This window comes from Paracandidimonas soli, assembly GCF_004342005.1.
Taxonomy (GTDB): domain Bacteria; phylum Pseudomonadota; class Gammaproteobacteria; order Burkholderiales; family Burkholderiaceae_B; genus Paracandidimonas; species Paracandidimonas soli.
The window spans coordinates 95147-121900 of record NZ_SMBX01000005.1; the positions used below are offsets into that span (position 1 = coordinate 95147).

Annotated in this window: 26 protein-coding genes; 13 read left to right on the forward strand and 13 right to left on the reverse strand. The window is 63.5% G+C overall.

All coding sequences use genetic code 11. The features are described from left to right. Positions 1–14: 14 nt before the first annotated feature. Complete coding sequence (locus EV686_RS11340) at positions 15–1340, forward strand: solute carrier family 23 protein (protein ID WP_132477056.1); 1326 nt, start codon at positions 15–17, stop codon at positions 1338–1340. 413 nt (positions 1341–1753) lie between these two features. Further along, complete coding sequence (greA, locus tag EV686_RS11345; protein ID WP_132477057.1) at positions 1754–2230, forward strand: transcription elongation factor GreA; 477 nt, start codon at positions 1754–1756, stop codon at positions 2228–2230. Positions 2231–2448: 218 nt separating this feature from the next. On the opposite strand, the gene EV686_RS11350 is transcribed toward greA, so the two are convergent. Beyond that, on the reverse strand, positions 2449–2994 hold the full coding sequence (locus tag EV686_RS11350; RefSeq protein WP_132477058.1) for a YhbY family RNA-binding protein: 546 nt from the start codon (positions 2992–2994) through the stop codon (positions 2449–2451). A 16-nt stretch (positions 2995–3010) separates the two neighbouring features. Here EV686_RS11350 and EV686_RS11355 point away from each other — a divergent pair, with 16 nt between their 5' ends. The 5 genes from EV686_RS11355 (at position 3011) to EV686_RS11375 (ending at position 8787) form a co-directional block, all read left to right on the forward strand. Continuing rightward, positions 3011–3649, forward strand: coding sequence for an RlmE family RNA methyltransferase (locus EV686_RS11355; protein WP_132477059.1), 639 nt, complete (start codon positions 3011–3013; stop codon positions 3647–3649). 140 nt (positions 3650–3789) lie between these two features. Beyond that, on the forward strand, positions 3790–5694 hold the full coding sequence (gene ftsH, locus EV686_RS11360) for an ATP-dependent zinc metalloprotease FtsH (RefSeq protein WP_132477060.1): 1905 nt from the start codon (positions 3790–3792) through the stop codon (positions 5692–5694). A 39-nt stretch (positions 5695–5733) separates the two neighbouring features. Next, positions 5734–6597 (forward strand): dihydropteroate synthase, encoded by an 864-nt coding sequence (folP, locus tag EV686_RS11365; protein ID WP_132477061.1) that lies wholly within the window; start codon positions 5734–5736, stop codon positions 6595–6597. Next, positions 6594–7940, forward strand: a complete 1347-nt coding sequence (gene glmM, locus EV686_RS11370; protein ID WP_132477062.1) for a phosphoglucosamine mutase — start codon at positions 6594–6596, stop codon at positions 7938–7940. Before folP ends, glmM begins: the two co-directional genes overlap by 4 nt. Positions 7941–8004: 64 nt before the next feature. Beyond that, entirely contained in the window at positions 8005–8787 is a 783-nt protein-coding gene (locus EV686_RS11375; RefSeq protein ID WP_132477063.1) for a GNAT family N-acetyltransferase, read from the forward strand. Positions 8788–8871: 84 nt separating this feature from the next. Here the strand turns inward: EV686_RS11375 and EV686_RS11380 are convergent, their stop codons facing one another. After that, positions 8872–10359: a Ppx/GppA phosphatase family protein gene (locus EV686_RS11380; protein ID WP_132477064.1), complete on the reverse strand. Its 1488-nt coding sequence runs from the start codon at positions 10357–10359 to the stop codon at positions 8872–8874. A 187-nt stretch (positions 10360–10546) separates the two neighbouring features. Here EV686_RS11380 and ppk1 point away from each other — a divergent pair, with 187 nt between their 5' ends. The 5 genes from ppk1 (at position 10547) to pstB (ending at position 16488) form a co-directional block, all read left to right on the forward strand. Continuing rightward, positions 10547–12619, forward strand: coding sequence for a polyphosphate kinase 1 (gene ppk1 / locus EV686_RS11385; RefSeq protein ID WP_132477065.1), 2073 nt, complete (start codon positions 10547–10549; stop codon positions 12617–12619). 100 nt (positions 12620–12719) lie between these two features. Beyond that, a complete protein-coding gene (gene pstS, locus EV686_RS11390) occupies positions 12720–13763 on the forward strand; it encodes a phosphate ABC transporter substrate-binding protein PstS (protein ID WP_132477066.1) in 1044 nt (347 codons plus the stop codon). Between the two features lie 64 nt (positions 13764–13827). Continuing rightward, positions 13828–14781, forward strand: a complete 954-nt coding sequence (gene pstC, locus EV686_RS11395) for a phosphate ABC transporter permease subunit PstC (protein WP_132477067.1) — start codon at positions 13828–13830, stop codon at positions 14779–14781. A gap of 18 nt (positions 14782–14799) precedes the next feature. Beyond that, positions 14800–15663 (forward strand): phosphate ABC transporter permease PstA, encoded by an 864-nt coding sequence (gene pstA, locus EV686_RS11400; protein WP_132477068.1) that lies wholly within the window; start codon positions 14800–14802, stop codon positions 15661–15663. A 48-nt stretch (positions 15664–15711) separates the two neighbouring features. Continuing rightward, positions 15712–16488: a phosphate ABC transporter ATP-binding protein PstB gene (gene pstB / locus EV686_RS11405; protein WP_132477069.1), complete on the forward strand. Its 777-nt coding sequence runs from the start codon at positions 15712–15714 to the stop codon at positions 16486–16488. Between the two features lie 91 nt (positions 16489–16579). Here the strand turns inward: pstB and EV686_RS11410 are convergent, their stop codons facing one another. From EV686_RS11410 to EV686_RS11440, 7 genes are all read right to left on the reverse strand, one after another. Next, a complete protein-coding gene (locus EV686_RS11410) occupies positions 16580–17086 on the reverse strand; it encodes a DUF4760 domain-containing protein (RefSeq protein WP_132477070.1) in 507 nt (168 codons plus the stop codon). 234 nt (positions 17087–17320) lie between these two features. Further along, positions 17321–18841, reverse strand: coding sequence for a PepSY domain-containing protein (locus tag EV686_RS11415; RefSeq protein WP_132477071.1), 1521 nt, complete (start codon positions 18839–18841; stop codon positions 17321–17323). A 16-nt stretch (positions 18842–18857) separates the two neighbouring features. Next, a complete protein-coding gene (locus EV686_RS11420; RefSeq protein WP_132477072.1) occupies positions 18858–20990 on the reverse strand; it encodes a TonB-dependent receptor in 2133 nt (710 codons plus the stop codon). A 137-nt stretch (positions 20991–21127) separates the two neighbouring features. Continuing rightward, the gene (locus tag EV686_RS11425) at positions 21128–21541 is read right to left on the reverse strand and encodes a DUF2946 domain-containing protein (RefSeq protein ID WP_207901748.1); all 414 of its coding nucleotides are present in this window, start codon (positions 21539–21541) and stop codon (positions 21128–21130) included. After that, complete coding sequence (locus EV686_RS11430) at positions 21528–22559, reverse strand: metal-dependent hydrolase (RefSeq protein ID WP_132477074.1); 1032 nt, start codon at positions 22557–22559, stop codon at positions 21528–21530. The genes EV686_RS11425 and EV686_RS11430 overlap by 14 nt, the downstream gene beginning before the upstream one ends. A gap of 5 nt (positions 22560–22564) precedes the next feature. Beyond that, on the reverse strand, positions 22565–22921 hold the full coding sequence (locus tag EV686_RS11435; protein ID WP_132477075.1) for an AzlD domain-containing protein: 357 nt from the start codon (positions 22919–22921) through the stop codon (positions 22565–22567). Next, the gene (locus EV686_RS11440) at positions 22918–23601 is read right to left on the reverse strand and encodes an AzlC family ABC transporter permease (RefSeq protein WP_132477076.1); all 684 of its coding nucleotides are present in this window, start codon (positions 23599–23601) and stop codon (positions 22918–22920) included. Before EV686_RS11440 ends, EV686_RS11435 begins: the two co-directional genes overlap by 4 nt. Positions 23602–23908: 307 nt before the next feature. On the opposite strand from EV686_RS11440, the gene EV686_RS11445 reads away from it, so the two are divergent. Beyond that, the gene (locus EV686_RS11445) at positions 23909–24244 is read left to right on the forward strand and encodes a c-type cytochrome (RefSeq protein ID WP_207901750.1); all 336 of its coding nucleotides are present in this window, start codon (positions 23909–23911) and stop codon (positions 24242–24244) included. 76 nt (positions 24245–24320) lie between these two features. On the opposite strand, the gene EV686_RS11450 is transcribed toward EV686_RS11445, so the two are convergent. From EV686_RS11450 to EV686_RS11465, 4 genes are all read right to left on the reverse strand, one after another. Next, a complete protein-coding gene (locus EV686_RS11450) occupies positions 24321–24926 on the reverse strand; it encodes a Crp/Fnr family transcriptional regulator (RefSeq protein WP_132477077.1) in 606 nt (201 codons plus the stop codon). A 162-nt stretch (positions 24927–25088) separates the two neighbouring features. Next, positions 25089–25514, reverse strand: a complete 426-nt coding sequence (locus tag EV686_RS19120; protein WP_132477078.1) for a DUF2946 domain-containing protein — start codon at positions 25512–25514, stop codon at positions 25089–25091. 34 nt (positions 25515–25548) lie between these two features. Beyond that, positions 25549–26055, reverse strand: a complete 507-nt coding sequence (locus EV686_RS11460; RefSeq protein ID WP_132477079.1) for a copper chaperone PCu(A)C — start codon at positions 26053–26055, stop codon at positions 25549–25551. Positions 26056–26096: 41 nt separating this feature from the next. Beyond that, positions 26097–26717 (reverse strand): SCO family protein, encoded by a 621-nt coding sequence (locus EV686_RS11465; protein WP_132477080.1) that lies wholly within the window; start codon positions 26715–26717, stop codon positions 26097–26099. Between the last annotated feature and the right edge of the window lie 37 nt (positions 26718–26754).

Sequence of the window (26754 nt, forward strand, 5' to 3'; positions counted from 1 at the left end):
AAGGCCCGACCTCCATGTCCAAAACCTATTTCCCACGCTGGCGCCTGGTACAGGGCAACGCCGGCGGCCCGCTCGTGGTCCAGCCGGAAGAACGCCTTTCCTGGCCGCAGAACATCGCCATGGGCGCCCAGCACGTGGTCGCCATGTTCGGCTCCACCATCCTGGCGCCGCTGCTCATGGGCTTCGACCCCAACGTCGCCATCCTCATGTCGGGCATCGGAACCCTGATCTTCTTCCTCTTCGTCGGCGGCAGGGTTCCCAGCTACCTCGGTTCCAGCTTCGCCTTCATCGGCGGCGTCATCGCGGTCACAGGCTACGCGGGGGCGGGCGCGAACGCCAACATCGGCGTAGCGCTGGGCGCCATCATCGCCTGCGGCCTGGTCTATACCCTGATCGGCCTGCTCGTCTGGTGGCTCAACGCCCGGTCGGCCGGCGACGGTGCCGAATGGATCAACCGCTGGATGCCGCCCGTCGTCACCGGCGCCATCGTCGCCGTCATCGGCCTGAACCTTGCACCCATCGCCGCCAAGGGCGCCATGGGCGGCTCCACCTTCGAAGCCGCCATGGCCCTCGTCACCGTGCTGTGCGTCGGCGGCATCGCCGTCTACACCCGAGGCGTCATCCAGCGCCTCCTCATCCTGTTCGGACTGGCGCTGGCCTGGGCCATCTACGCATTGCTTACCAACGGCCTGGGAATGGGCGCGCCCATCGACTTCTCCCGTGTCGCCGCCGCGCCGTGGTTCGGCCTGCCCCGGTTCACATCCCCCACCTTCGACGTCAGCGCCATGACAGTCATTGTCCCCGTGGCCATCATCCTGGTGGCGGAAAACCTGGGGCACATCAAGGCCGTCAGCGCCATGACGGGCCGCAACCTGGACAAATACCTCGGACGCGCCTTTGTCGGCGACGGGGTGGCGACCATGGTTTCGGGCGCGGTCGGCGGAACCGGCGTCACTACCTATGCCGAGAACATCGGCGTCATGACCGTCACGCGCATCTATTCCACGCTGGTCTTCGTCGTGGCCGCGCTGATCGCCATCGTGCTGGGCTTCTCTCCCAAGTTCGGAGCGCTGATCCAGACCATACCCGGCCCCGTGCTGGGCGGCATGTCCATTGTCGTGTTCGGCCTCATCGCCGTGGCCGGCGCGCGCATCTGGGTGCAGAACCAGGTGGATTTCAGCGACAACCGCAACCTGATCATCGCGGCGGTCACCCTGGTGCTGGGCGCGGGCAACTTCTCCATCGACATCGGCGCCTTCCGCCTGGACGGCATCGGCACCGCCACGTTCGGCGCGATCCTGCTGCACGCCCTGCTGCGGGGCCGCGGCAGGCTCGCCTGACCGCGCGCCGAAGCGCAAGCCTGGTTGTAGGCAAGAAACTGCAGCTTGTGAAGGGCGATGCCCGGTGTTTCCGGGTATTGCCCTGCGGAACAGGCAAGGGGCTTGCAATTTGCTCCGACATTGCCGACAATAGTCTCAACTCCCCGGTTTACTCGTTTGACCGGGGTTTTATTTTGCCGCCGGGCCGCCCCAAGGCAAAAAGCGCCCCCCTGGGGGCAGCAAGCCGAAGGCGCAGCGTGGGGGCATTTTTTGGGCCGGAAAAGGCCGCTGTTTCATCGCTAACAGCCTGCGCCTGCCGCGCCCCGCATATAAAGCACGGGCATGACGGCATGCCTGGCAGACAAAACTTACGAATCACCAACGGGCGCTCTCGCATGGCAGGGCGTCTTTTTACTTTTGAATCAGGAACACCTATGGCTGCGATCCCTTTGACAGCTGCTGGCGCAGAACGCCTCGAAGCCGAATTGCAACGTCTGAAAACCAAGGAACGCCCCGACGTTATCAACGCCATCGCCGAGGCGCGCGCGCAGGGCGATTTGTCGGAAAACGCCGAATACGAATCCGCGCGAGAGCGCCAGGCCTTCATCGAAGGCCGCATCCAGGAGCTGGAAGGCACGCTGTCGAATGCGCAGATCATCGATCCCGCCTCGCTCGATGCCGATGGCCGCGTCGTGTTCGGCGCCACCGTTGAAATCGAAGAACTGGAAACGGGCGGCCGCGTCACCTACCAGATCGTGGGCGATGCCGAATCCGACATCCGCGAGAACCGCATCTCCATCTCCAGTCCGGTCGCACGGGCGCTGATCGGCAAGACCGAGGGCGATGTCGTGGAGGTCAACGCGCCCGCCGGCGTGCGCGAATACGAGATTCTTTCCATCCAGTATGTCTGAGAAAGGGCGGGCAGCCCTGGATGGGCTGCCGGTTTCGCAGAGGAAGCCCGTCCGATTCTGATAAACTGTTTCGCCGACGGAAGAATTCAAATCAGGTGCCGCGGGCTGATGGCTGCGGCACCTGATTTTGCGTCAGCGGCTGGTGAATACCGGCCCATATGAAAAAGGAAGCTCCAACCTCCTGGTCGGAGCTTCCTGGCAAGGCGGTCTGGGCCGTATCAGCGGGAGCGCGGCGTAGTGCGCCTGGCGCCGGCGCGCAATGAAAGGGCGCTGCCGCTGCGGCGGGGAATGCTCGACGGAATGGTAGTGCGAGAACGGGCCAGCGGCGCAGGCTTCGCATCGGTATCCGCGGCCTTCCTGCGGGCGGCGCGCTGCTGTTTTTCGTCCTTGCGGGTGCGTTTGGCGCCCGAGGCGGCCTGCTTCTTGGGCGTATAGGGCTCCGACGGCTTGCGTACCGCCCGCGTTTCCATGACGGGGGCCGGTTCGGCGGCTTGCGGACGATGCAGGATCAGGATCTTGCCCAGGTGATGCACCGGGGCGCAGGACAGCTGGTCGCAGATGCTGACGAGCATGTCCTCGCGGACATCGCGCTCCTGGCCGGCGACGCGTACCTTGATCAGCGCGTGGGCCGTCAGGTTGCTGTCGATTTCCTTCAGGACGGCATCGGTCAGGCCCTTGTCGCCGATCATGACGACCGGACGCAGGGAATGGGCGGCGGCGCGCAGGGCGCTACGCTCTTGGGATGTGATTTCGAGTTTTGGCATAGTGGAATTGTACGGGATGGCCAAAAAAAAATTTTCAAAACAATGGATTCACGATCACATCAACGATCCATACGTCAAAATGGCGCAACAGAAAGGGTACCGGGCTCGGGCGGCGTTCAAGCTGACTGAAATCCTGGATGCCGAGAAACTGCTCAAGCGCGGAGATGTCGTCGTCGATCTGGGCGCCGCGCCCGGCAGCTGGTCGCAGGTGGCGCGCGAACGCCTGGCCGCGCCCGGCGGCGGCATCGACGGACGCATCCTGGCGCTGGATATCCTTCCCATGGAGCCGGTGGCCGACGTGGAATTCCTGCAGGGCGACTTCCGGGAAGATACCGTATTGCAACAATTGCAACAGTTGCTGGGCGATCAGCCGGTGGATCTTGTGATTTCCGACATGGCGCCCAATCTGTCAGGTGTGAGCGCCGCCGATTCCGCGCGCATCCAGCACGTTTGCGAACTGGCGATGGAATTTGCGCTGGCGCACCTGAAACCTGACGGCGCCCTGATTGTCAAAGCCTTTCATGGCAGCGGATTTTCCCAGATCGTAAAGTTGTTCAAGCAGCATTTCGTCCGCGTGGCCGAGCGCAAGCCCAAGGCGTCGCGAGACAAATCTTCGGAAACTTTCATCGTCAGCCGGGGGCTGAAAGGACGCTGAGGACAGGCATGCCGGCCAAGACATCCGGCATGCGCTGCGGCTGCGACGGATTCTTCCGTGTTCAGGTAGAATGTATTGACATGCCAGCTTGACTGCCGCAGTGCGCGGTAAAGCTGGCTGACGTAACCAGGAGGTTGGTCTTGAACAACTCGTTTTCCAAGGTCGCGATCTGGATGGTGATTGCGCTGGTCCTGTTCACTGTGTTCAAGCAGTTCGACGGACGCGTTGCCACCACGGATTCGGTGTCCTACACGCAATTCATGAATGATGCCCGCTCGGGGCGCATCAGCAAGGTGGATATCCAGGGCGACACCCTGTATGTCACGCCGGATGCCGGCCGCCCCTACACGCTGACATCGCCGGGCGATCTCTGGATGGTGCCCGAGCTGGTGAACAACGGCGTGCAGGTCTCCGGCAAGGCGCGCGAAGAGCCGTCCTTCCTGGCCAGCATCTTCATTTCCTGGTTCCCGATGCTGCTGCTGATCGGCGTCTGGATCTTCTTCATGCGCCAGATGCAGGGCGGCGGCAAGGGCGGGGCGTTCAGCTTCGGCAAGTCGCGCGCCCGCATGCTCGACGAGAACACCAACAACGTCACGTTCGCTGACGTTGCCGGCTGCGACGAAGCCAAGGAAGACGTGCAGGAACTGGTCGACTTCCTGCGCGACCCCACCAAATTCCAGCGCCTGGGCGGCCGCATTCCACGCGGCGTGCTGATGGTCGGCTCTCCCGGTACGGGTAAGACGCTGCTGGCCAAGGCCATCGCGGGCGAAGCCAAGGTGCCGTTCTTCAGCATCTCGGGCTCCGATTTCGTCGAAATGTTCGTGGGCGTGGGCGCGGCCCGCGTGCGCGACATGTTCGAGAACGCCAAGAAGCAGGCGCCCTGCATCATCTTCATCGACGAAATCGACGCCGTCGGCCGCCAGCGTGGCGCAGGCCTGGGCGGCGGCAACGACGAACGCGAGCAGACGCTGAACCAGTTGCTGGTCGAAATGGACGGCTTCGAGACCGGCCAGGGCGTGCTGGTCATCGCCGCCACCAACCGTCCCGACGTGCTCGACCCCGCGCTGCTGCGTCCGGGCCGCTTCGACCGCCAGGTCGTGGTGGGCCTGCCCGACATCCGCGGCCGCGAGCAGATCCTGAAAGTCCACATGCGCAAAGTGCCGGTGGCGCCCAATGTCGACGCCACGGTGCTGGCGCGCGGCACGCCCGGCTTCTCCGGCGCCGACCTGGCCAACCTGGTCAATGAGGCCGCCCTGTTCGCCGCGCGCCGCAACGGCCGCACCGTGGACATGAGCGACTTCGAAAAGGCCAAGGACAAGATCATCATGGGCGCCGAGCGCCGTTCCATGATCATGCCCGAGGAAGAGCGCCGCAACACGGCCTACCACGAGGCCGGCCACGCGCTGGTCGCCCGCCTGTTGCCCAAGACCGACCCCGTGCACAAGGTCACCATCATTCCGCGCGGTCGCGCCCTGGGCGTGACCATGCAGTTGCCCGAAGGCGACCGCTACAGCATGGACAAGGAGCGACTGCAGAACACGATCGCAGTGCTGTTCGGCGGCCGCATCGCCGAAGAAGTCTTCATGAACCAGATGACTACCGGCGCTTCGAACGACTTCGAGCGCGCCACGGCCATCGCCCGCGATATCGTCACGCGCTATGGCATGACCGACTCCCTCGGCCCCGTGGTCTATGCCGAGAATGAAGGCGAGGTCTTCCTGGGCCGCAGCGTCACCAAGACGACGCATGTGTCCGAGGCGACCATGCAGAAGGTCGACGCCGAGATCCGCTCCATCATCGACGAGCAGTACAAGGTGGCGCGCGACCTCATCGAAGGCAACCGCGACAAGATGCACGCCATGGCCAAGGCCCTGCTCGAGTGGGAAACCATTGACGCGGACCAGATCGACGACATCATGCAGGGCAAGCCGCCGCGTCCTCCCAAGGTTGTCGACGGCACGCCTCCCTCGCCCACCGACAATACGCCGCCTTCGGCCGGCGTGTCGTCGACCGACAGCAGCGATACGGCGGCCACGCCGGTCTAACGGAAAAGCCGCGGGCGCAGGCCCGTGGCGTTCTCTCTCATGAGCTTCACACTGCTTTGCGGACGCTTCGAGCTGGATCTCGGGCGTCCGTTTGTCATGGGCATCGTCAATGCCACTCCCGACTCGTTTTCATCCGTTCCGGCGGATTCCGCCGCTCCTGGAGGCGGTCTCGACCCGGATGCCGTGATCGCGCATGCGCGGCTGCTGCTGGCGCAGGGGGCGGATATCCTGGATATCGGCGGAGAATCCACGCGGCCCGGGGCTCAGCCGGTCGATGCCGATGAAGAGTGGAGGCGCGTCGCGCCCGTGCTCGAGGCCATGCGCGATTGCGGCGTGCCGCTGTCGGTGGATACGTTCAAGCCGGAGATCATGCGCAAGGCGCTGGACGCGGGGGCCGACATGATCAACGACATCTTCGGATTCAGGCAGCCGGGCGCCGTGGAAGCGGTGGTCGGCTCGAAATGCGGGCTTTGCGTCATGCATATGCAGGGCGAACCGCGCACCATGCAGCAGTCGCCGTCCTACGGGGATGTGGCGGCCGAAGTGCGGCAGTTCCTGCGGGAACGTGTCCGGGCGCTGTGCGAGGCCGGCGTGTCGGGGCGGCGCATCGTGCTGGATCCGGGGTTCGGCTTCGGCAAGACCGCTGCGCACAATTATGAGCTGCTTGGCCGTCTGGACCAGGTAGTATTCGACGAGCTCCCCGTGCTGCTGGGCCTGTCGCGCAAATCGATGATCGGCGCCGTGACCGGGCGCGCCGCCAGCGAGCGGCTGGCCGGCAGCCTGGCTGCGGCGCTGGCAGGCCTCGAGCGCGGCGCGCGCATCCTCAGGGTGCACGATGTCGCTGAAACCTGCGACGCTCTCAAAGTGTGGGATGCCGTCAAGAACAATGGAGCAACAGTATGAGTCAGCGTAAATATTTCGGGACCGATGGCATCCGCGGCGAAGTCGGCGGGTCCGTGATCAATGCGGAGTTCGCGCTGCGCCTGGGCTATGCCGCGGGCCGCGTGCTGGGTGCGCAGACCGCGTCGCGCGGCCGTCCCAAGGTGCTGATTGGCAAGGACACGCGCATTTCCGGCTATATGCTGGAGTCGGCGCTGGAAGCGGGCCTTTCGGCCGCGGGCGTGGATGTCCTGCTGGCGGGGCCCGTGCCCACGCCGGCCGTGGCCTACCTGACGCGCGCGCTGCGCCTGGATGCGGGCATCGTCATCAGCGCATCGCACAATCCTTACCAGGACAATGGCATCAAATTCTTTTCCTCGCAGGGAATGAAGCTGCCGGACTCGGTCGAGGCGGCCATCGAGGCGGCCATCGACGATCCCCTGGGCTGCGTCAGTTCCGCCGCGCTGGGCAAGGCCAGGCGCATCGGCGACGCGGCCGGACGTTATATCGAATTCTGCAAGAGCACCTTCCCCAATGAGCTGGACCTGTCCGGGCTGAAACTGGTGGTCGATGCCGCCCACGGCGCCGCCTACCAGATCGCGCCCTATGTGTTCCGCGAGCTGGGCGCCGAAGTCCATGCCATCGGCTGCGAGCCCGACGGCCTGAACATCAACGAGGGCGTGGGCGCGCTGCATCCCGAGAACCTGGCGGCCCAGGTCAAGGCGCGCGGCGCGCACCTGGGCATTGCGCTGGACGGCGATGCCGACCGCCTGCAGATGGTCGACGGCGACGGCCGCCTCTACAACGGCGACGAACTGCTCTACGTGATCGTGCGCGAGCGCATGTCGCGCGGCACGGTCGATGGCGTCGTCGGCACCCTGATGACCAACTTCGGCTTTGAAAAGCGCATGGCCGAACTGGGCGTGGATTTCCATCGCGCCAATGTGGGCGACCGCTATGTGCTGGAAGCCATGATGGAGCGCGGCTGGCTGTATGGCGGAGAAAGCTCGGGACATCTGCTTTGCCTGGACTGCCACTCCACGGGCGACGGCATCATTGCCGCGCTGCAGGTGATGACGGCGCTGCGCCGCATGGACTGCACGCTGGCGCAGGCGGCAGAAGGGCTGCGCATGTATCCCCAGGTCATGGTGAACGTGCCGCTGCAGCCGGGCGTCGACTGGAAGTCCCATGCCGGTCTGAAGGACGCCACCCGGCAGGTCGAGCAGATGCTGGACGGCCGCGGCCGCGTGCTGATCCGCGCGTCGGGCACCGAGCCCAAGCTGCGCCTGATGGTAGAGGCCGAAGCGCATGATCTGGCGCAACAAGGGGTCGAGCAATTGGTTGCGGTAAATTTAACAACGCAGTAATGTTGCGGAAGAAAACCTGAAATATTTGGCGTGCAAAATGGCAGGACATTTGCGGAGGCGCCGTATGCTAGAGCTTGCAAGGTTGAAATCGGAAACCGTGGTGCGCGGCGCCATACTTGGCGCTTCGGCGGGAAACCTCGCCATGAGTTTCGCACGAACCAACGAAGACCTTGAAGCGATTCAACGCTTGCGCTATCAGGTATTTACCGCGGAAATGAATGCCGTGTTTCCCGAGGCGGTGGACGGGCTCGATATCGACCGCTTCGATCCCTGGTGCGACCATATCATGGTCAAGGAAACCAGCACGGGGCAGGTGGTCGGCACCTACCGGCTGCTGACGCCGGAAAACGCCCGCAGGGCCGGCGGCTATTATTCGGAATCCGAATTCGACCTGAGCACGCTGGGCAACATCCGCCACGAGTGCGTCGAAACAGGGCGCTCGTGCACGCACCCTGATTACCGCTCGGGCGCGGTCATCATGCTGCTCTGGACCGGCCTGACTCGCTTCATGTGGCGTGGCGGCTACCGCTATCTGCTGGGCTGCGCCAGCGTCAGCCTGCGCGACGATGGCGCCACGGCGGCGGAGGTCTGGCGGGTGGCGCAGAAGTCCATGGCGGATCACCCCGAGGTTCCGCAGCTGACGCCGCTGCACCGCTATCCGGTGGAAAAGCTCTCCAGCGTGCTGCCTGCGCGGGTGCCACCGCTGATCAAGGGCTACCTGAACGTCGGCGCGACCATCTGCGGCGAGCCCGCCTGGGATCCTGACTTCAATACAGCCGATTTTCCCGTGTTGCTCGATATGGAGCGCATGGACGAGCGTTACCGCAAGCACTTCGGCCTGATGTAGCCGCCGGCCCGAGGGCCGGTTTTTCATGGCATGACGAGGATGCCGTCCGGGGACAGGTCGGCGCGGATGTCCGCCGCCAGCCGTTCAGGTTTCGTGCAGCGTCAGCACGAAGCCTGCCTTGCCCCATTCCTTGATTTCATTCTGCAGCGAGTATTCGCTGAGCGGGTGCGTGTCCAGCCATGCGCGCGGCACGGAAATGCGGATCTCGCCGTTCCTGGGCTTCAGCTTGACCGGCACGCCCGAGTTCTGGCGCCGCCGCAGCAGTTGCACCGCCAGGCGCAGGCAGAGCAGCGTCATCCAGCGGTTGCGGCTGGGCGACAGCGGGCGCAGCTTGGCCAGCTTGCCCTGGTGGCCCAGGCACAGGAGCGCCAGCAACTGCTGGTCGTCGCGAGAGAAGCCGGGCATGTCGGCATGCTCCAGGATATAGGCGCCGTGCTTGTGGTAATCGGCATGCGCCACGCTGATGCCTATTTCGTGCAGCTCGCTGGCCCACCCCAGCGCCAGCTCCAGGTCGCGCTTTTCTCCATCGTCCGGCAGCTCCAGCTGCTCCATGAAGGCCTGCGCCTGTTTGCGCACTCGTGTACCCTGGTGAGGATCGACCTGGTAGCGCTTGATGAACTGGCGCACGGTTTCCTCGCGCTTGTCGTGCTTGGAGTCGCGGCCCAGCAGATCGTAGAGCACGCCCACGCGCAAGGCGCCTTCGCCCGCGAGCATCTGGTCGATCCCCAGCTCCTGGAATCCCGCCAGCATGATGGCCAGGCCGCCGGCAAGCACCGGGGCGCGGTCGGCCTTGATGCCGGGCAGTTCGCTCATGATGACCTTGCCGTCGCGGATCAGCTTGTCCTTCAGCTTTTCCATGCCATCCAGCCTGATGCCCTTGGGGGACCACTGGTTCTCGCCCAGGATGGCGATCAGGCCCTTGGCCGTTCCGGAAGATCCGTAGGCGGTGTCCCAGCCGGTCTTGCGGTATTGGCGCGAGATGCCTTCGAACTCGCGCCTGGCCGCCAGGATGGCCTGGCGCATGCGCAGCTCCGTGATTTTCCCGTCGGGGAAGAACTGGCGCGTATGGCTGACACAACCCATGAACAGCGACGACAGCCGGATGGGCTTGAATCCCGAGCCGATGATGACTTCCGTCGAACCGCCGCCGATGTCGATGACCAGGCGCTTGTCGTCCGATGGCGGCAATTCGTTGGCCACTCCCGAGAAAATGAGGCGGGCCTCTTCGCGGCCAGAAATGATCTCGATGGGAAAACCCAGGGCTTGCTCCGCCAGGGGAAGAATGTCGGCTGCGTTGGTGGCGATGCGGAAGGTATTGGTGGCGACGGCGCGCACCTGGTCGTGGCGGAAGCCCGCCAGGCGCTCGCCGAACCGCTTCAGGATGACGAGCGCGCGTTCGATGGCTTCGTCGCTGATGCGGTTGTCGTCGTCCAGGCCTGCGGCCAGGCGGGCGGATTCGCGCAGTCGGTCGGTGGCGTAGATCTGGGCGACGCCGTTCTGCTGGACAACTCTGCCGATGGAAAGACGGAAGCTGTTGGAACCGAGGTCGACGGCGGCTAGTAGATGATCCATATCGGCGGGAGGGTTTTGTGTCTGATGCCGGGATTATAAAGAAGCGATGCGGCCATATCGGCCGGAAGGCTGGAAAAATGCGGACAAGCTGCCATGGATCAGATGAAAGATGTCATACTGCAATATTGTCATATTGCCGTCATACGTCTGGAGTAAAACAGCGGCTTGCTACTGAATGGGTGTTTTCATGCTGCCATCTTCTGTCGATCCCGTCTTGTTGAATCGTGAATTGTCTCTGCTGAAGTTCAACGAGCGTGTGATGGCCATGGCGGAGAATCCCGATACGCCGCTGCTGGAGCGGCTGCGCTATCTCTGTATCGTGGGCTCGAATCTCGACGAGTTCTTCGAAATCCGTATTTCCAGCCTGAAGGAGCAGCAGCACCAGAGCCCGGCCCAGGTCGGCCCCGACGGCTTCACGCCGGACGAAGCGTTCGAGCGGGTGCAGCTTGCCATGCATGCGCTGGTCGACCGGCAGAACCAGTTGCTGATGGATCACGTCATGCCGGCGCTGCGCGAGGAAGGCATCGCCGTCCTGCGGCCTTCCTCCTGGACGCAGGAGCAGCGCGATTGGGCGTACGAGGTGTTCCTGCGCGATGTCATGCCCATGCTGACGCCCATCGGCCTGGACCCGGCGCATCCATTCCCGCGCGTCTACAACAAGAGCCTGAATTTCATCGTGTCGCTGTCGGGCAAGGACGCCTTTGGCCGCCGCGGCACCATCGCCATCGTGCAGGCGCCGCGCGCCTTGCCGCGCATCATGAAGGTGCCCGCCGAGGTGGCGGGCCTGGACGAGGGCTACATCATGCTGACGGCGCTGATCAGCGCCTTCGTCGGCGAGCTGTTCCCCGGCCTGGAGGTCAGGGGCTGCTACCAGTGGCGGGTGACGCGCAACAGCGACCTGTACGTGGACGAGGAAGAAATCACCAATCTGCGCCAGGCGCTGCAGGGGGAGCTGTCGCAGCGCAACTTCGGCGCGGCCGTGCGGCTGGAGATCGACCATTCCATGCCCGAGGACCTGGAGTCGTTCCTGCAGAGGGAATTCAATCTGGAGGAGCGGGATACCTATCGCGTCACCGGCCCGGTGAACCTGGCGCGCCTGATGCAGCTGTGCAATATGGTGCAGCGTCACGACCTGCAGTTTCCCGAGTACCGTCCGGGGATTCCCGCGCCGTTCGACCACGCGGACGACAATCCAGACGAACTGTTTCCCGCCATTGCCGCCAAGGATCGTCTGCTGCACCATCCGTACCAGTCGTTCGAGCCAGTCCTGAATTTCCTGCGCGCGGCAGCACGCGATCCCCTGGTGGTCGCCATCAAGCAGACCATCTACCGCACCGGCGAGGATTCCGAGCTGATGCGCCTGCTCGTGGCCGCGGCCAAGGCGGGCAAGGAAGTGACGGTCATCGTGGAACTGATGGCGCGCTTCGACGAGCAGACTAATATCAACTGGGCCGCCAAGCTGGAAGAGGCGGGGGCGCATGTCAGCTACGGCGTCGTAGCCTTCAAGACGCACGCCAAGATGGCGCTGGTGCTGCGCCGCGAAAACGGCGGCATGAAGCGCTATGGCCACCTGGGCACCGGCAACTATCACCCGCGCACCGCCCGGCTCTACACCGATTTCGGCCTGCTGACCGCAAATCCGGATATCTGTGAAGACATGGACAAGGTGTTCTCGCAACTGACCGGCCTCGGAGCGCGCCGTTCGCTGAAGCTGCTGCTGCAGTCGCCGTTCAGCCTGCACGACACGATGCTGGAGCGCATCCAGGCGGAGGCGGACAACGCCAGGGCGGGCAAAAAGGCGCGCATCATGGCCAAGATGAACTCCCTGCTCGAACCCAGGGTCATCCAGGCCCTGTACGACGCCAGCAATGCCGGCGTCAGGATCGATCTGATCGTACGTGGCGCCTGCGCGCTGCGCGCGGGCGTGCCCGGCCTGTCTGAAAACATCCAGGTCCGCTCCCTCGTCGGACGCTTCCTGGAGCATTCGCGGGTGTTCTATTTCCATGGCGGCGGCGCCGAGCATGTCTATATTTCTTCCGCCGACTGGATGGATCGCAACTTCTTCCGCCGGGTAGAACTGGGCGTGCCCATCCTCGACCGCTCGCTGAAACGCCGGGTCATCAGCGAGGCGTTCACCTATGCGCTGCGCGACAACCAGTTGGCCTGGAAGGCCTTGCCGAACGGCCAATACGCCAGGGTGAAAAGCCGCCGCGAGCCGTTCAGCCTGCATGCTCACCTGATGCGCCAGCTTGGCGCTTGATGCGATAATTCTGTGTCATTAACCTGTCATATTCGTGTTTTATGATCTCGAACGTGCCAGGAAAGCCATGCCGAAACGGCACAGATCACAAGGATTCTCGATGTTCAAGCGCGTTTTGAAGACGTTGTTCGCAGTTGCCGCCTGGAGCGTGGCCGCTCAGGCCGCCGCGGGCGCGAACATGACCGGGGCCGGGGCGTCTTTTCCGTTCCCCATCTACGCGAAATGGGCCGATCAGTACCACAAGGCAACGGGCAACAAGGTCAACTACCAGTCCATCGGCTCCGGCGGCGGGCAGCAGCAAATCATCACGGGCACAGTCGATTTCGGCGCTTCGGACGACCCCATGAAAGGGGACGATCTGTCGGAACACAAGCTTATACAGTTTCCCGCCGTGATCGGCGGCACGGTGCCCGTCGTCAACATCGAGGGCATCGCGCCGGGCGAGCTGCGCCTGTCCGGTCCGGTTCTTGCTGATATCTTCCTTGGAAAAATCACCAACTGGAGTGATTCTGCCATTAAATTGCTCAATCCTGATCTGAGCCTGCCTGATCGCGACATTATCGTCATCCATCGCGCCGATGGATCAGGCACCACGTTCGGCTGGACCAATTATCTGTCCAAGGTTTCCGAAGACTGGAAGAGCCGCGTCGGCGAAGGCAAGGCCATCAAATGGCCGACGGGGCAGGGCGGCAAGGGAAACGAGGGCGTGGCCGCCTACGTGCGCCAGCTGCGCAACTCCATCGGCTACGTCGAATACGCTTACGCCAAAGAGAACCATCTGTCCTGGGCGCAACTGCAGAACCGCGACGGCGAATTCGTGCAGCCCGACCAGGCGACATTCGCCGCGGCGGCGGCCAATGCCGACTGGAACAGCGTTCCGGGCATGGGCGTGGTACTGACCAACGAGGCGGGAGCGCAGTCCTGGCCCATTACTTCGGCTTCCTTCATCCTGATGCGCAAGACGCCGCGCCGCCCCGAAAAGGCCCGCGAAGTCCTGGCGTTCTTCGACTGGGTGTTCCGTCAGGGCGGAGCCACGGCGGAAGCGCTCGACTATGTCTCTCTGCCGGAGGATGTCGCTCAGCAGGTCCGGGAACTCTGGAAAACCCAAATTCATACCGCGGACGGCTCGGCGGTCTGGCAATGATGCCGGCACGCCGACGTTCAGCTTCCTACAGCGCAGTCAGTCTGGAACACTCGCAGCCATAGTCATGAAAAACCATACGCAAACATTCAACCGGAATGCGCTGTACGACGCCCTGTTCAAGAACACGACGCGATCCTTTGCCTTCCTGGTGTTCATCCTGCTGGCGGCGATCATGGCTTCGCTCATCTACGGCAGCCGCGAGTCCATCATGGAGCACGGCATCGCCTTCCTCTGGACCAACGAGTGGGATCCGGTCAACAACGTCTATGGCGCCCTGGTGCCAGTGGTCGGCACGCTGCTGACATCCTTTATCGCCCTGTTGATCGCCGTGCCGGTTTCCTTCGGCATCGCCATGTACCTGACCGAGCTGGCGCCGGTATGGCTGCGCCGGCCCATCGGCACGGCCATCGAGATGCTGGCCGCCATTCCTTCCATCATCTACGGCATGTGGGGCCTGTTCGTCTTCGTGCCCCTGTTCCAGGAATACGTGCAGCCGCACATTATTTCCGCCTTCCGGGGCGTGCCGGTGCTGGAGCAGATATTCGCGGGCCCTCCGTTCGGCATCGGCGTGTTCACCGCCGGGCTGGTGCTTTCCATCATGATCATTCCGTTCATCACCGCCGTGATGCGCGATGTGTTCGAGCTGGTGCCTCCGATGCTGAAGGAGTCTGCCTACGGCCTGGGCAGCACGACCTGGGAAGTCATGTGGAAGGTGGTCCTGCCCTTCACCAAGAACGGCGTCATCGGCGGCATCATGCTGGGCCTGGGGCGCGCGTTGGGCGAAACCATGGCGGTGACGTTCGTCATCGGCAACTCGTTCAACCTGCCGTCCTCCGTCTTCGCCCCGTCGAACTCCATCGCCTCGGCGCTTGCCAACGAGTTCAACGAAGCGGGCGGCATGCAGAAATCCGCGCTGCTGGAACTGGGCCTGATCCTGTTCCTGATCACGACGGTCGTGCTGGCATTCTCCAAGCTGCTGCTGCTCCGCCTGTCCAAAAATGAAGGCACTTCGCGCTAAATCAGGATATTTACAGACATGTTCACATCAGATTCCATCGTCAACCTGGAAAACCCGGTCTATCGCCGCCGGCGCGCCTTCAACAAACTGATGCTCGGGCTGTCCTGGGCGGCGCTGCTGTCGGGGCTGTTCTGGCTGTTCTGGATCATTCTTACGCTCATCGTCAAGGGCGGCGGCGCCTTGTCGCTCACGCTGCTGACGTCCCCCACGCCGCCTCCGGGCGCGGACGGCGGCCTGCTCAACGCCATCGTGGGCAGCGTCATGATGGCCGCCGTCGGCACCGCCATCGGCACGCCCATCGGCATTCTCGCGGGCACTTACCTGGCCGAGTACGGCCAGCGCGGCTGGCTGGCGCCCGCAACGCGCTTCCTGAACGACGTGCTGCTGTCGGCGCCTTCCATCATCATCGGCCTGTTCATCTATGCCGTGTACGTGGCGCAGGTCGAGCACTACTCAGGCTGGGCCGGCGCGCTGGCGCTGGCCATCCTGGTGATTCCCGTGGTGGTGCGCTCCACCGACAATATGCTCATGCTGGTGCCCAACAGCCTGCGCGAGGCCGCCGCCGCCCTGGGCTGCCCGCAATGGCGCATCGTCACCATGATCTGCTACCGCGCGGCCAAGTCCGGCATCATCACCGGTGTGCTGCTGGCCGTAGCGCGCATCTCCGGCGAAACGGCGCCTTTGCTATTCACGGCGCTGAACAACCAGTTCATGTCGCTGGACATGAACGGCCCCATGGCCAACCTGCCCATGGTCATCTACCAGTATGCGGCCAGCCCGTATGTCGACTGGAACCGCCTGGCCTGGGCGGGCGCGGTCCTCATTACATTGCTGGTGCTCGGCATCAATATCGCAGCACGCACGCTTTTCCGCAAATCGTAAATAACACCCTGCGCCGGCGGCGGATGCCGTCCGGCTGGAATGAAAGACATGCCTAACTCGAAACCTGCCGATCGCATCAAGCTTGAAGTCAAGGACCTGAACTTCTATTACGGGAAGTTCCACGCCATCAAGAACGTGAACCTTTCCATCAAGGAAAACAAGGTCACCGCCTTCATCGGGCCTTCCGGCTGCGGCAAATCCACGCTGCTGCGCACGCTCAACCGCATGTTCGAGCTGTATCCGGGCCAGCGGGCCGAGGGCCAGATTCTGCTCGACGGCGAGGACCTGCTGAACTCCAGGCTGGATATTTCCCTGATCCGCGCCAAGGTGGGCATGGTGTTCCAGAAACCCACGCCGTTCCCCATGAGCATCTACGACAATGTCGCCTTCGGCGTGCGCCTGTTCGAGAAGCTCAGCAAGGGCGAAATGGACGAGCGCGTCGAGTGGGCGCTGACCAAGGCCGCGCTGTGGAACGAAGTCAAGGACAAGCTGGGCCAGAGCGGCAACGGCCTGTCGGGCGGCCAGCAGCAGCGCCTGTGCATTGCGCGCGGCGTCGCCATCAAGCCCGAAGTGCTGCTGCTGGACGAGCCCTGCTCGGCGCTGGACCCCATCTCGACGGCCAAGATCGAGGAACTCATCGCCGAACTCAAGGCGGACTACACCGTGGTCATCGTGACGCACAATATGCAGCAGGCGGCGCGCTGTTCCGACTACACGGCCTACATGTATCTGGGCGAGCTGATGGAATACGGCGAGACCGACCAGATCTTCGTCAAGCCCGCGCGCAAGGAAACCGAAGACTACATCACGGGCCGCTTCGGCTGATCGCGCTCAGAATGCCGCAGCAATGCGGTCGCGGGTGATCGGCAAGTCGCGTATGCGGACTTCCAGGGGATGTTTCGCTATGCCGGGGCGCTTACACGATTTGCCTGATCGGTTTCTTTTTCCAGCGTAGCGCCAATTTTTCAAAGTCCTGGAAAAGCGTATCCTTTTTGTGCTCCCGTCTGATTTCCTCGATGAAGCCCTTCGAAGCCTCCCAGAGACGCATGACATTGGTGTACTGCATCTGTTTGTAGGTGTTCTCATCGAAGGATCCAAGACGGACACCCACGGCGATAAATTCCTGGTTATTGAGGATCATCAGGATATCCTTGCGCTCTTGGCAGTCCGGGTCTAGGTGCTTGGTCCACGAACCTCCCTTTTTGTGTAGCGCGTTTACTCTGCGTGTGGCATCCACTAGTTCTTGATGAGTCTTTTGGTGCACTACCAAGTCAATCAGTGCGCGCAGCCGGGCTTGTTTGCCGTTGTAGTAGATAACTGCTATCGCCCCAATGGCGGTCAAGAAAAAGGCTCCTGTTTGTATCCAGAAGCCCCATGTTTCACCAAGCCAACCTATCGCCTTAGCGATTTGTTGGTATTCCATTAGTCATCCCATCCTTCACGATTGAGCTGCATCTGTTTCTCCTTCAAATGGCTGCCTGCGTCACTGCGAATACTATCAAAATGTTACCACTGAATGGCGCTCCGATAGGACAAAATTGACTCAAATGCGATTGGGCTGACGCAGGAAACCTAACGTTCACGGCGGATTGGTGGGCTTCCTGCGTCAGCCTAACGGAATCTCGTGCGAGCAGGCCTTTTCATATGAAGGCCATCGTCATCGTCCGATTCGCTGGCGCCATGGCAGCTTGCCGCGCAATCGTCGCCAGCCTATCACCACGCCGGTCAGCGAGATGGCCAGCCCGCCCACGCTCAGCGCGATGATGGCCAGGTCGCGCGCCGGACCCATGCGCAGCAATGCCGGCGTGTCCCAGCTGTGCAGGAAGTAGAACAGCCAGCGGCTGGCCCGCTGCGATCGATCCAGGCTCATGGCCACCTCCCCGGTGCGCAGATCGATGTAGACGCGTGCTCCTCCCGCATCCTCATAATCTAGGCGCAACGCCGGCAGTCCAAGAAGCCGGGCGCCGTTCATGGCTTCCGGATGACGTTGATAGTAGTAGATATCGTATTCGGTCAGCATCCGGCTGGCCGCAGGCGGAAAGGCAAACAAACGTTGCGCGGCGGACATGACCGCGCCGGGTTGCCATGCGTCAGTCACGCTCAGCGTGTCGTCCATGTCCGCTCTCACCACGCGGGTACGGACGCTCGCATCGTAGGCAAGCACATACTCCTCGCTTCCCAGGCTGCGCCAATGCAGCTCCACAGGGCTGAATCCCGTCTGTTCCAGTGTATGGATGATACGGGCCGGCTGCTTCAGCGCATCGGCAGCAACGGCGGGATAGCCGCGGTATGCGGCAACGTCCGGCCGTCCATGCGCGGGCGAGAAGATATCAAGCGGATTCATGGACATCAGCCCGCTGAAGATCCAGGTGCACACGAAGGCGCTGAACGCAAGGCCGATGATATGGTGCCATCGCATCCAGCCTTCCTGATAAGGCGTGCGCGCCCCCGATTTGTAGCGGCCGCGGAATCTCCAGCGCCACAGGCCCACCGTCATGCCAGTGACGGCGGTTACCGTGCACATGGCCGAGAGTGCGATCACCAGCCACGACCAGGCCGGATCGACCGGGCGGTCGCGGAACATGTACAGCCAGTGCAGCCAGGCGCCGACGTAGTTCCAGCGCTGCTGCGCCAGCGGCGCATCCATGACCGCCTGCCCGGTCGTGGAGGAGATGTACAGCAGGCCCGGCGAATCGCCGCCGAGTTGGATGCGGTGCAGCGGCCGGTGGGCGTCCAGGCCTCGCGAGTGCGTCCATCTGTCCTCGTGGATTTCGCCCGCATGGCGTAGCGTTGCCGTCGGCGCAAAAACGCGCGCCTCGGCAAGGGCGCGCTCGGGCGTGACGGGCTGCCGGGGCGCGCCATCGGCGGCGACCAGTACGCGCAGGCGATTCCGGGCATCGCGCAGTACGTAGCTGGGCTCGCCGCCGACGGAGGTCAAGACCAGCCCCGCGGCTGATGGCGATACATCGTCCAGAATGGCGTCGGGCGGCGTGCAGCAATCCGTCGCCGCCAGGGCCGGCAGCGGGCCCAGCCGTTCCCAAGGCGTGAGCTTGGGGTAGCCGACGTAGAGCATGACCACGCCGCTGATGAACCACAGCGCCATCAGCACGCAGCCGGCAACTCCCGTCCAGCGGTGGACGAGGTAGACGAGTCTTTTCGCGCGTGTCCGGATAGTCATTGCAGGATCTCCGTGTTCAGAAGCGATGGTTCAGCGTCAGCTCGAACCGCCGTCCCGGGCCGTACAGCCATTGGGTCGGGCTGTAGTAGGCGCTCGTGAAGTACGCCTTGTCGAACACGTTGTAGCCGCGTGCAGTGATGGAGGTATCCCCGTTCACATCCCAGCGCAGCGCCAGGTCGGTTGTGGCGTAGGATGGCAGCTCCAGGGTATTGGCGTTGTCGGCGTAGCGCTTGCCCACGTAGCGCAAGCCCGCCATCGCCGTCCAGTTCGGCTGGAAATTCCAGCTCAGCCATGCATTGGCCAGGCGCTCCGGCACGTTGGGCGGCACCTTGCCGTTGCGGGAAACCGCCACGCCGCCGGCCGATTCCGAGAAATCATCGAATTTGGCCCGGAGCATCGTCGCATTGGCCTCCACTCTCCAGCCTGGCGCGAAGTCCAGCGCCAGCGTCGCCTCGATGCCGCGCGACGATCGCTGGCCCACCTGTACGCTGCGGCTGGGGTCGAGCGGGTCGCGGGTAATCAGATTGGTCTTGCGGATATGGTAGGCGGCCAGAGTCCATTCGCCGCGCCCGTCCCAGAAGGCTTGTTTCAGGCCGATCTCGACCTGGCGGCCCTTGGCCATGTCGAAAGCGGCGTTGGCCGGACTGAGCATGAGCAGGCCGCCAACCGGATCGGCGGCCTCGGAGTACTGCGCGTACAGCGCCAGGTCCGGCGTCATGTCATAGACCGTTCCGAGGCGCCAGCCCAGGTCGGAGAAGGTGCGGGTGAAGTTGCGTTGTCCCGTCACCAGATCCTCGCGCTTCACGCGCGCATGGTCGTAGCGCAGTCCGCCCACCACCGACCATTTGGAGGTGAAGGCGATGCGGTTTTCCATGAACAGCGCATACTGTCCGGCCTCGTTGCGATAGCGCGGGATGAAGGGGAAGTCGCTCTGGAAGTATCCGGGGTCCGGGTCGTACGGATCGACCGGACCGGAGCTGCCGGCATAGGTGTTGTTGGTGTGGCGGAAGTTGCTGTGGTTGACGTCGAAGCCTATCGCCAGGGTATTGTCCAGGCTGGCGAGCTTGCCCTTGAAGATCGCGTCAGAGGCAAGGCCCGTCTGCTTCTGATCGTGCGAGATCTGCGTATTTCCCGACCTGTCGATCAAATGGGTGGCGGGGTTGTAGTCGTAGTACTCGGCATTGCGCCAGTCTCGCCGGCTGCCTATGTGATACAGCCGCGCACGCACCTTCGTTGCGTCGCTGGGCGTCCAGGTCGCGGCCAGTTCGGTCCAGTGGTCGCGAAAGCGTATGAGGCTGTCCTCCACGTTGTAGTTCTTCTCGCGCAGGGCGTCGAGCTGGCGGCCTTCGACCAATGGCGTGCCGAAGTAGCGCATCGGCCGCTGGTAGCCATAGGAGTGGCTGAGCTTCAGGCTCAGGTCGCGCGTGACTTCGAACTGCAGCGCGCCCGAGAAAGTGGCGTTGTAGTGCTTGCCGCGGTCCACCCAGCCCTCGCTGCGGTTGCCGCTCAGGTCGAACCGATAGGACAGGCGATCGTTGATGGCGCCGCCGCTGCCCAGCCCCAGGCGCTGCGTGTCGTCGGTGCCGATGGTGGCTTGCAGCTCGTTCTGGATCGGATCCTGTGCGGGTTTCTTTGGGATGACGTTGACCGCGCCGCCGATGGCGCCGTCGCCATGGATCACCGAGGCCGGACCGCGCAGCACCTCGATGCGCTCAACCGACCAGGTGTCGAAAGGAAAAGTAATGCCTGTGCCGCCGTACTGCCGCGTGCCGTCGTACAGCCACATGACCGACGAGCCGCCGGAAAAACCGCGCGCCGACAGTTCGCTCAGGCCATTGCCGGGATGGGGAGAAGCGCTGATGCCGGCGGTCCGCGTAACGGCGTCGATCACGCGGGAGTCCCCGCGCTCCTCCAGCTGGTCGCGGTTGATGGCTTCCACGCTTGCCGGCGTCTGCATGGGGGTGAGGCCCAGGCTGGAGCCGGTCGACGCGGGCGTGGCCAGCGTGGCGCTTTGTCCGCCGGTAATGGTGATGGGTGCCAGCGTGGCGGTTTCCTGCTGGGCGAATACGGGTGCGGCGATCAGGCTTGCCGACAGCGGCACTGCCGCGTCGCGCAGGCAGCGCCGTGTTGCGGAAAGGATGAAAGACATGGATCTGTTCCCGGGATATGCGCATCGACGCGCAGCCGGCGGCCGTTCGGCGTCCGGGCTTGCTTATCGATTGGCTGACTATTCTGAAAAGCCGTGCCGCCTCGGGTGAGACGGCGGCGACACGAACGGAGAATTCGTCAGGCGCGCCCAGGCGGCGCGCGCGCCTGGTGGGAGGTCGGGAACCGTTCGAGGACCAAGGCCTCGGCGGGTGGTGTTCGCACCATGCGTGCGATGGAGTCGGCCGACGGCAGCGTGCATGTCTCGGGCAGGATCGCCAGGCCGTGCGCCAGCGAACACAAAGCGCAGAAGCCACTCGAGGTTTGCAGGCCGGGATCCTGCCGGTCTTGGTCCGGGTCCAACTGGGAATCGAGCTCCGCCAGCGACATGGTCTTCATGCCGCTGCTGGTGCAAAGAACGATGATCTCATCGTCTCCGGAGATGGAGACTACCGGTATGTGCGCCCAGGCGACGGCCTGCAGCAAGAGCGCGAACACAACGGCCAACAGGCCGATGCGCTGCTTTCCGCCGTGCCGGCGCCTATTGGGAGTCATGCGGCTCATTGAATATCCGGTGCCAGATGCGCGGCAGCGCACGTGTCAGGTTCTCTCGCATCGGCACCCGGATCTGCTCAGGAACGATGGCGGCCCAGGCATCGCCTTCGCGCCGCGCCACGGCGAACTGGAACGTGAAATCGGGCGCCAGGCCCATGCGCAGATCGGCGACAATCAGGCGGCCCTGCGGATCGATGCGGGCTCCCATGAATCCGTGGTTGAACCATTGCAGGCGCTGCAGGGCGGGTACGTCCGGCAGGGCTTCCGACATTGCCTGCGTTTCCGAAGCGTAGCGGCGGAACCGCAGCGGTTTGCGATCGGCCAGCAGGGAGCGCTCCGCCATGAGATAGCCGTCGTCCGTCATGACGACCACCTGCCAGAGCAGCGTGTTCAGCGGCATGGGTACGGAGAAATGTGCCGCATCTTGCAGGCCGTGTTCCCGCAGCGCCGAGCGTACATCGCGCTCCACCACGGCCTTCGCCGCCAGCGACCACAGGATGTAGGCGCTGCTGAGCAGGGCGCCGGTCCAGAGCCAGCGCCGGGCGGGAAGGCGCGGCCCATATATCGCGGCTGAGATGACTCCGGCCAGTAAAGGCAGCGTATAGAGCGGATCTATGATCCACAGGCTTGCCCACATGACTGGAGAGAACGGCAGGGGCCAGAACAGCTGTGTGCCGTAGACGGTCAGCGCGTCCAGCAGTGGATGCGTCAGCAGCGTGAGCTGTATCGCCAGCAGCCAGGCGCGCGGGGCTTCGCGCACCGGACGCCAGCACCATCGCAGCAGCAGCCACAGCAACAGTCCGGCCCAGGGCAGCGCCAGCAGGGAATGACTGGCGGCGCGATGGGATGTCATCAGCGCGACGGGATCGCTGTCCGTCAACAGCAGCATGGGCAGCGAGTCCAGGTCGGGCAGCGTGGCGATGACCGCGCCGGCAAGCAGGGCCTTGCGCCGGTGGGCGGCCGGGACGGAGAGCGCGGCGGCGGTGCTTCCGAGTACGATCTGGGTCAGGGAATCCATGGCGTTCAGGCGGTTTGCAGCAGATGCATGAGCAGCCCGTAGGCGCCGGCGCCCAGCAGCGTGGGGCCGGCAAGGCCGTGTGTGAGGCGTTTCCCGATGTAGATGACCAGCAGGGCCAGGCCGGCGGACAAGGCCTTCTGCCATGAGCCCGAGGCAACGAAGAACGGCCACAGCGACACCAGCAGTAGCGCCGTGATGGCAGCGGGGCCGATGCCCTGGAAAAAGCGGTGCAGCGCCGATGGTCTGTCCGGGGCGGCATCGGTCGCTTGCTGCCGCGAGCGGCTGCGCCACAGGGGCACGAAGCGCAGCAAAAAGGTGCCGGCGCCGCACAACACAATGACGAGTTCTGGAGACAGGGTCATGGGCGTCGTTCCGGCAGATTGAAGGCGGCGCCGCCCACCATGGCCAGCGCCAGCGTGTGATGGACCGGCAGGAACTGCAGCAGGATGATACCGATGGCCGCGGTCAATACCACGATGCGCGCCCAGCGGCTCAGGTTCAGGTCCAGCAGCAGCGCGAAGAACAGGCCCGGCAGGATGAAGGAGAGCGCCTCGCCCAGGAAGACCGGCGGGTCGCGGAACTCGCCGCCCAGTACGATGGCGAGCAGCGTGCCCAGGATCCATGCGGCATAGGCGCCGATCTGCAGGCCCAGGTACCAGCGCTCTTTCTCCGGCGGCGCGATCGATTCCAGCTTGTTCATGGCCGCGGCGAATACTTCGTCGGTCAGGCCGAAGGCCAGCAGCGGGGAAGCCAGGCGATGCGTCGGATCGGTGAACCGGCCCAGCAGCGCCGGGCCGTAGAACAGATGCCTGGCGTTCATGAGCAGTACGGTGGGGATGGCGGCCAGCAGGTTGGCGCCGGGCGCCAGCAGCGCGATCAGCACGAACTGGCTGGCGCCGGCGTAGATGATGACGGAACTCATGAGGATGACGTGCGCATCCAGCCCAGCCTGGTGCGCCGCCAGCCCGAAGGAAAAGGCGATGGGAAGGTAGCCGGCGGCAATGGAGATGCTGGCCGTTAGACCGCGAAGCAATGGTGGCATGGGATCGTGTCTTGCTGGCGCGGAAGAAAAAAGAGAACCGGGAATGCGCCGCTGCTGCAATTGTACTGGGCGACGGCAAGAGAGGAACAGATGATCTAGCGCAAACAAACAGGCAATCGCGGTTTGCAGCTTGTTGACCGGCAAACTGCGGCGCGGCGCGCCATGGGAGAATCCATGCGTCCCAGCCAGCTTCGGAATGTCATCGGCTGCATCCTATGAGCGGCGCGCGTTGCGGCATTCCTGCTTTTGCCGGGGAAGTGTGCATCTCCGTCCATTTATATTCATTTCCTATTCAAGGAAGGCGCTTATGTCCAAGTCCCGTCGTTGTTTTCCGATTGTCGTGCGTTGTGCGTTTGTCTTGCTGGCAATGCCTGCGGCCCTGCCGGTGCAGGCAGATGCTTTGGCGCTTGCGCAAAGCAAGGCCTGTCTCGCCTGCCATACGGTCGAGCGCAAACTGATTGGCCCCGCATTCAAGGACGTAGCGGCAAAGGAGGCTGGCGCCGAAGATGCGGCGCAACGGCTTGCCGACCATATCCGCAAAGGCAGTTCAGGCGTATGGGGACCGATTCCCATGCCGCCCAATGGCGCAGTGTCGGAAGCCGATGCGAAAATCCTGGCTGAATGGATACTGTCGCTGAAATAGAGCCTGGCATCGGGCCAGGAGCGGCTCCCCCGCATGCCGGCTTCGCAGGCCGGCATGCGGCTTGTGCAAACGTAGTTCAATTGATCATCGGCCTTTGAATATGGGTGATGCGCTGCGCTCTCTGCCTGCCTTCCAGTCGCAGGATTCCGGCAAGACTCATGGCGGTGAGCGTTCTTGATACCGTGGCCAGAGTCAGGCCGGTAATGTCGGCGATGTCTTGCAGCTTCGGCAGCTCCAGCGGAGCGCACCCAAGCAGATGGAGGAATCGATGAATACGGTCCTGCGCGCGGCCGACGCGCAAGGCAAGCGTCTCGGCCATGCGCTGCTCCGAACGGATCAGCGCATGCGTCAGTCGTGCGTCGGTCATGCTGGGGGCTCGTGGCGCCCATGCGCATAAGGTGCATGAGGTAACTGCGGATGCAGTGTATGTGTAAAGACTGTCGATCAGCGTTTCCATGCCGATGATGTCACCTGCAATGGCGAGCCCCGCCCAGCTTGCCTCGTGATAGGTTTTGCGATCCAGGCGGACGCAGCCTTCGCTCAGCCGCCAGGCGTGTCCAGGCTTGCCGGCCAGGAAAATCGTATCGCCGCGCACAACGTGAATCATAGCCACGGGGGCGGGCTCGCCGGGCGTTATATGGCGATATGGTGATTGATGCATCTGATAGGCGTGAGTCATCATGATTATCTTTTCCTGTCGTTGCCTGACTCCAGTGCAATAGTGAGTCAAGGCAGGTCAATCCGAATAGGCGCAAGAATGCGGCCCGGCTTGTATAAAGACCAAGAGGCCAACGCGGGCAGGCATATTTAGCAAGAGATCCGGATCCAGCGGCGATGCCGGAGATCAGGATATGAATGGCTCGCGTGGCCGGGATCGGGAAAAGAGAGGGGGGCCTCGCGCCGCGGTCGTCGTCCAGATAGGCAACGGGTGAGGCGTATCGTGGAATGCACGCGGCGGAAGTATCAGGATGCGTGGATAGAGGGTCGATACCGGAGTGTCGGATGATGGCAGCGGGCCCAGCGCACTGGCATGCGGGGAACACCAGATGCAGTGCGCATAGGCGGTCTTCTCGGCGGGACTGGGCTCGTCCCCGGTATCAAGGGCGATAAGCCGTGTTCCGGAGGGTGAGCACAGCTCGATCAGCGTCGCGCTCCCGCCTGACCGGGACAGCATGTGCCCGGCGGAGGGTAAAAGCGCGCCCATCAGGATCGTCAGGCAGACGAACCATGCGGTACAACGCTTGGCGAGACGGTATGTTCCGATCAGCAATGCGACCTCGGGCTAGCGTGTTGCAGCAATAGCGTCAGCGTTTGTGCGCGCCGTTATCGCGGCTGCCATGGCCGCCGTGCGAATGTGCTTGCCCATGGCCTTTCCCGCCGCTGGCCAGCGCGCGTACCTGCGCCTGGATTTCGATGGACTCTTTCGAGCCATCGCTGTTTTCGATCTCCAGCGTGAGCGGGACGGCGCCGCCTTCCTTGACCTGCTCCGTCAGGCCCATGAACATGATGTGGTGGCCGCCCGGCTTGAGCTCCACCGTCTTGCCCGCGGGCAGGTCGATGCTCTGGACCTGCCGCATCTTCATGACGTCGTTTTCCATGGCCATTTCGTGGATTTCGACATTGGGCAGCAGCGAAGAGCTTGCTCCGACGAGCCTGGCGTCCTTGTCTGATGTGATGTTCAGGAATGCGCCGGTGGCCTGCTGATTGGGCACGGTGGCGCGCACCCATGCGTTTTCCACCTTGACCTGGGCGAATGCCGTGGATGCGGCCAGGGCGCTGGCGAGCAGCAATGTCTTGACGAGGGTTTTCATGATGGGATTCCTTTGACGACAGTCTTGGTGATGTTTTGTGTTCAACCGAGTGCGAGGACCTGGCGGATGTCCTCGGCGTATTCCTCGGCGGTCTGATTGTGGCGCAATGCGAGCCGCAGCTTGCCCTTGGCGTCGTAGACGTAGGTAAGGGCCGTGTGGTCCATGGTGTAGGACGATCCGGTCGGCACCTTGGCGTAGAACACCTTGAAGTCGCGCGCCGTTTTCTGCGTTTCTTCCAGCGAGCCGTACAGCCCGACGAATTCCGGGTCGAATGCCGTGACGTAGGCCTCGAGCACGTCGGGCGTGTCGCGTTCCGGATCGATGGTGATGAAGGCGACCTGGATGCGCTTGCCTTCTTCGCCCAGCAGCTCCTTGACTTCCGTTGCGCGGAACAGCGCCGTGGGGCAGACGTCGGGACACTGCGTGAAGCCGAAGAACACCAGCAGGACGCTGCCCTTGAAGTCGGCCAGTGTGCGCCGCTGGCCTTTGTGGTCCGTCAACTGAAAGTCGGCGCCGAAGTCGACGTCGCTGAGGTCGAGGCCGTTGAGGTTTTCCAGCTTGGGACTGGCGTCGCAGCCGGCCAGCGCCAGCGCCATGGCGGCCGTGCCGCCGACCAGCAGGCGGCGGCGGGTGATTGCATGCGGAAGGATCGGAAGGCTCATGTGGGATTCCTGGTGCAGAACGATGAATGGGCCTGCG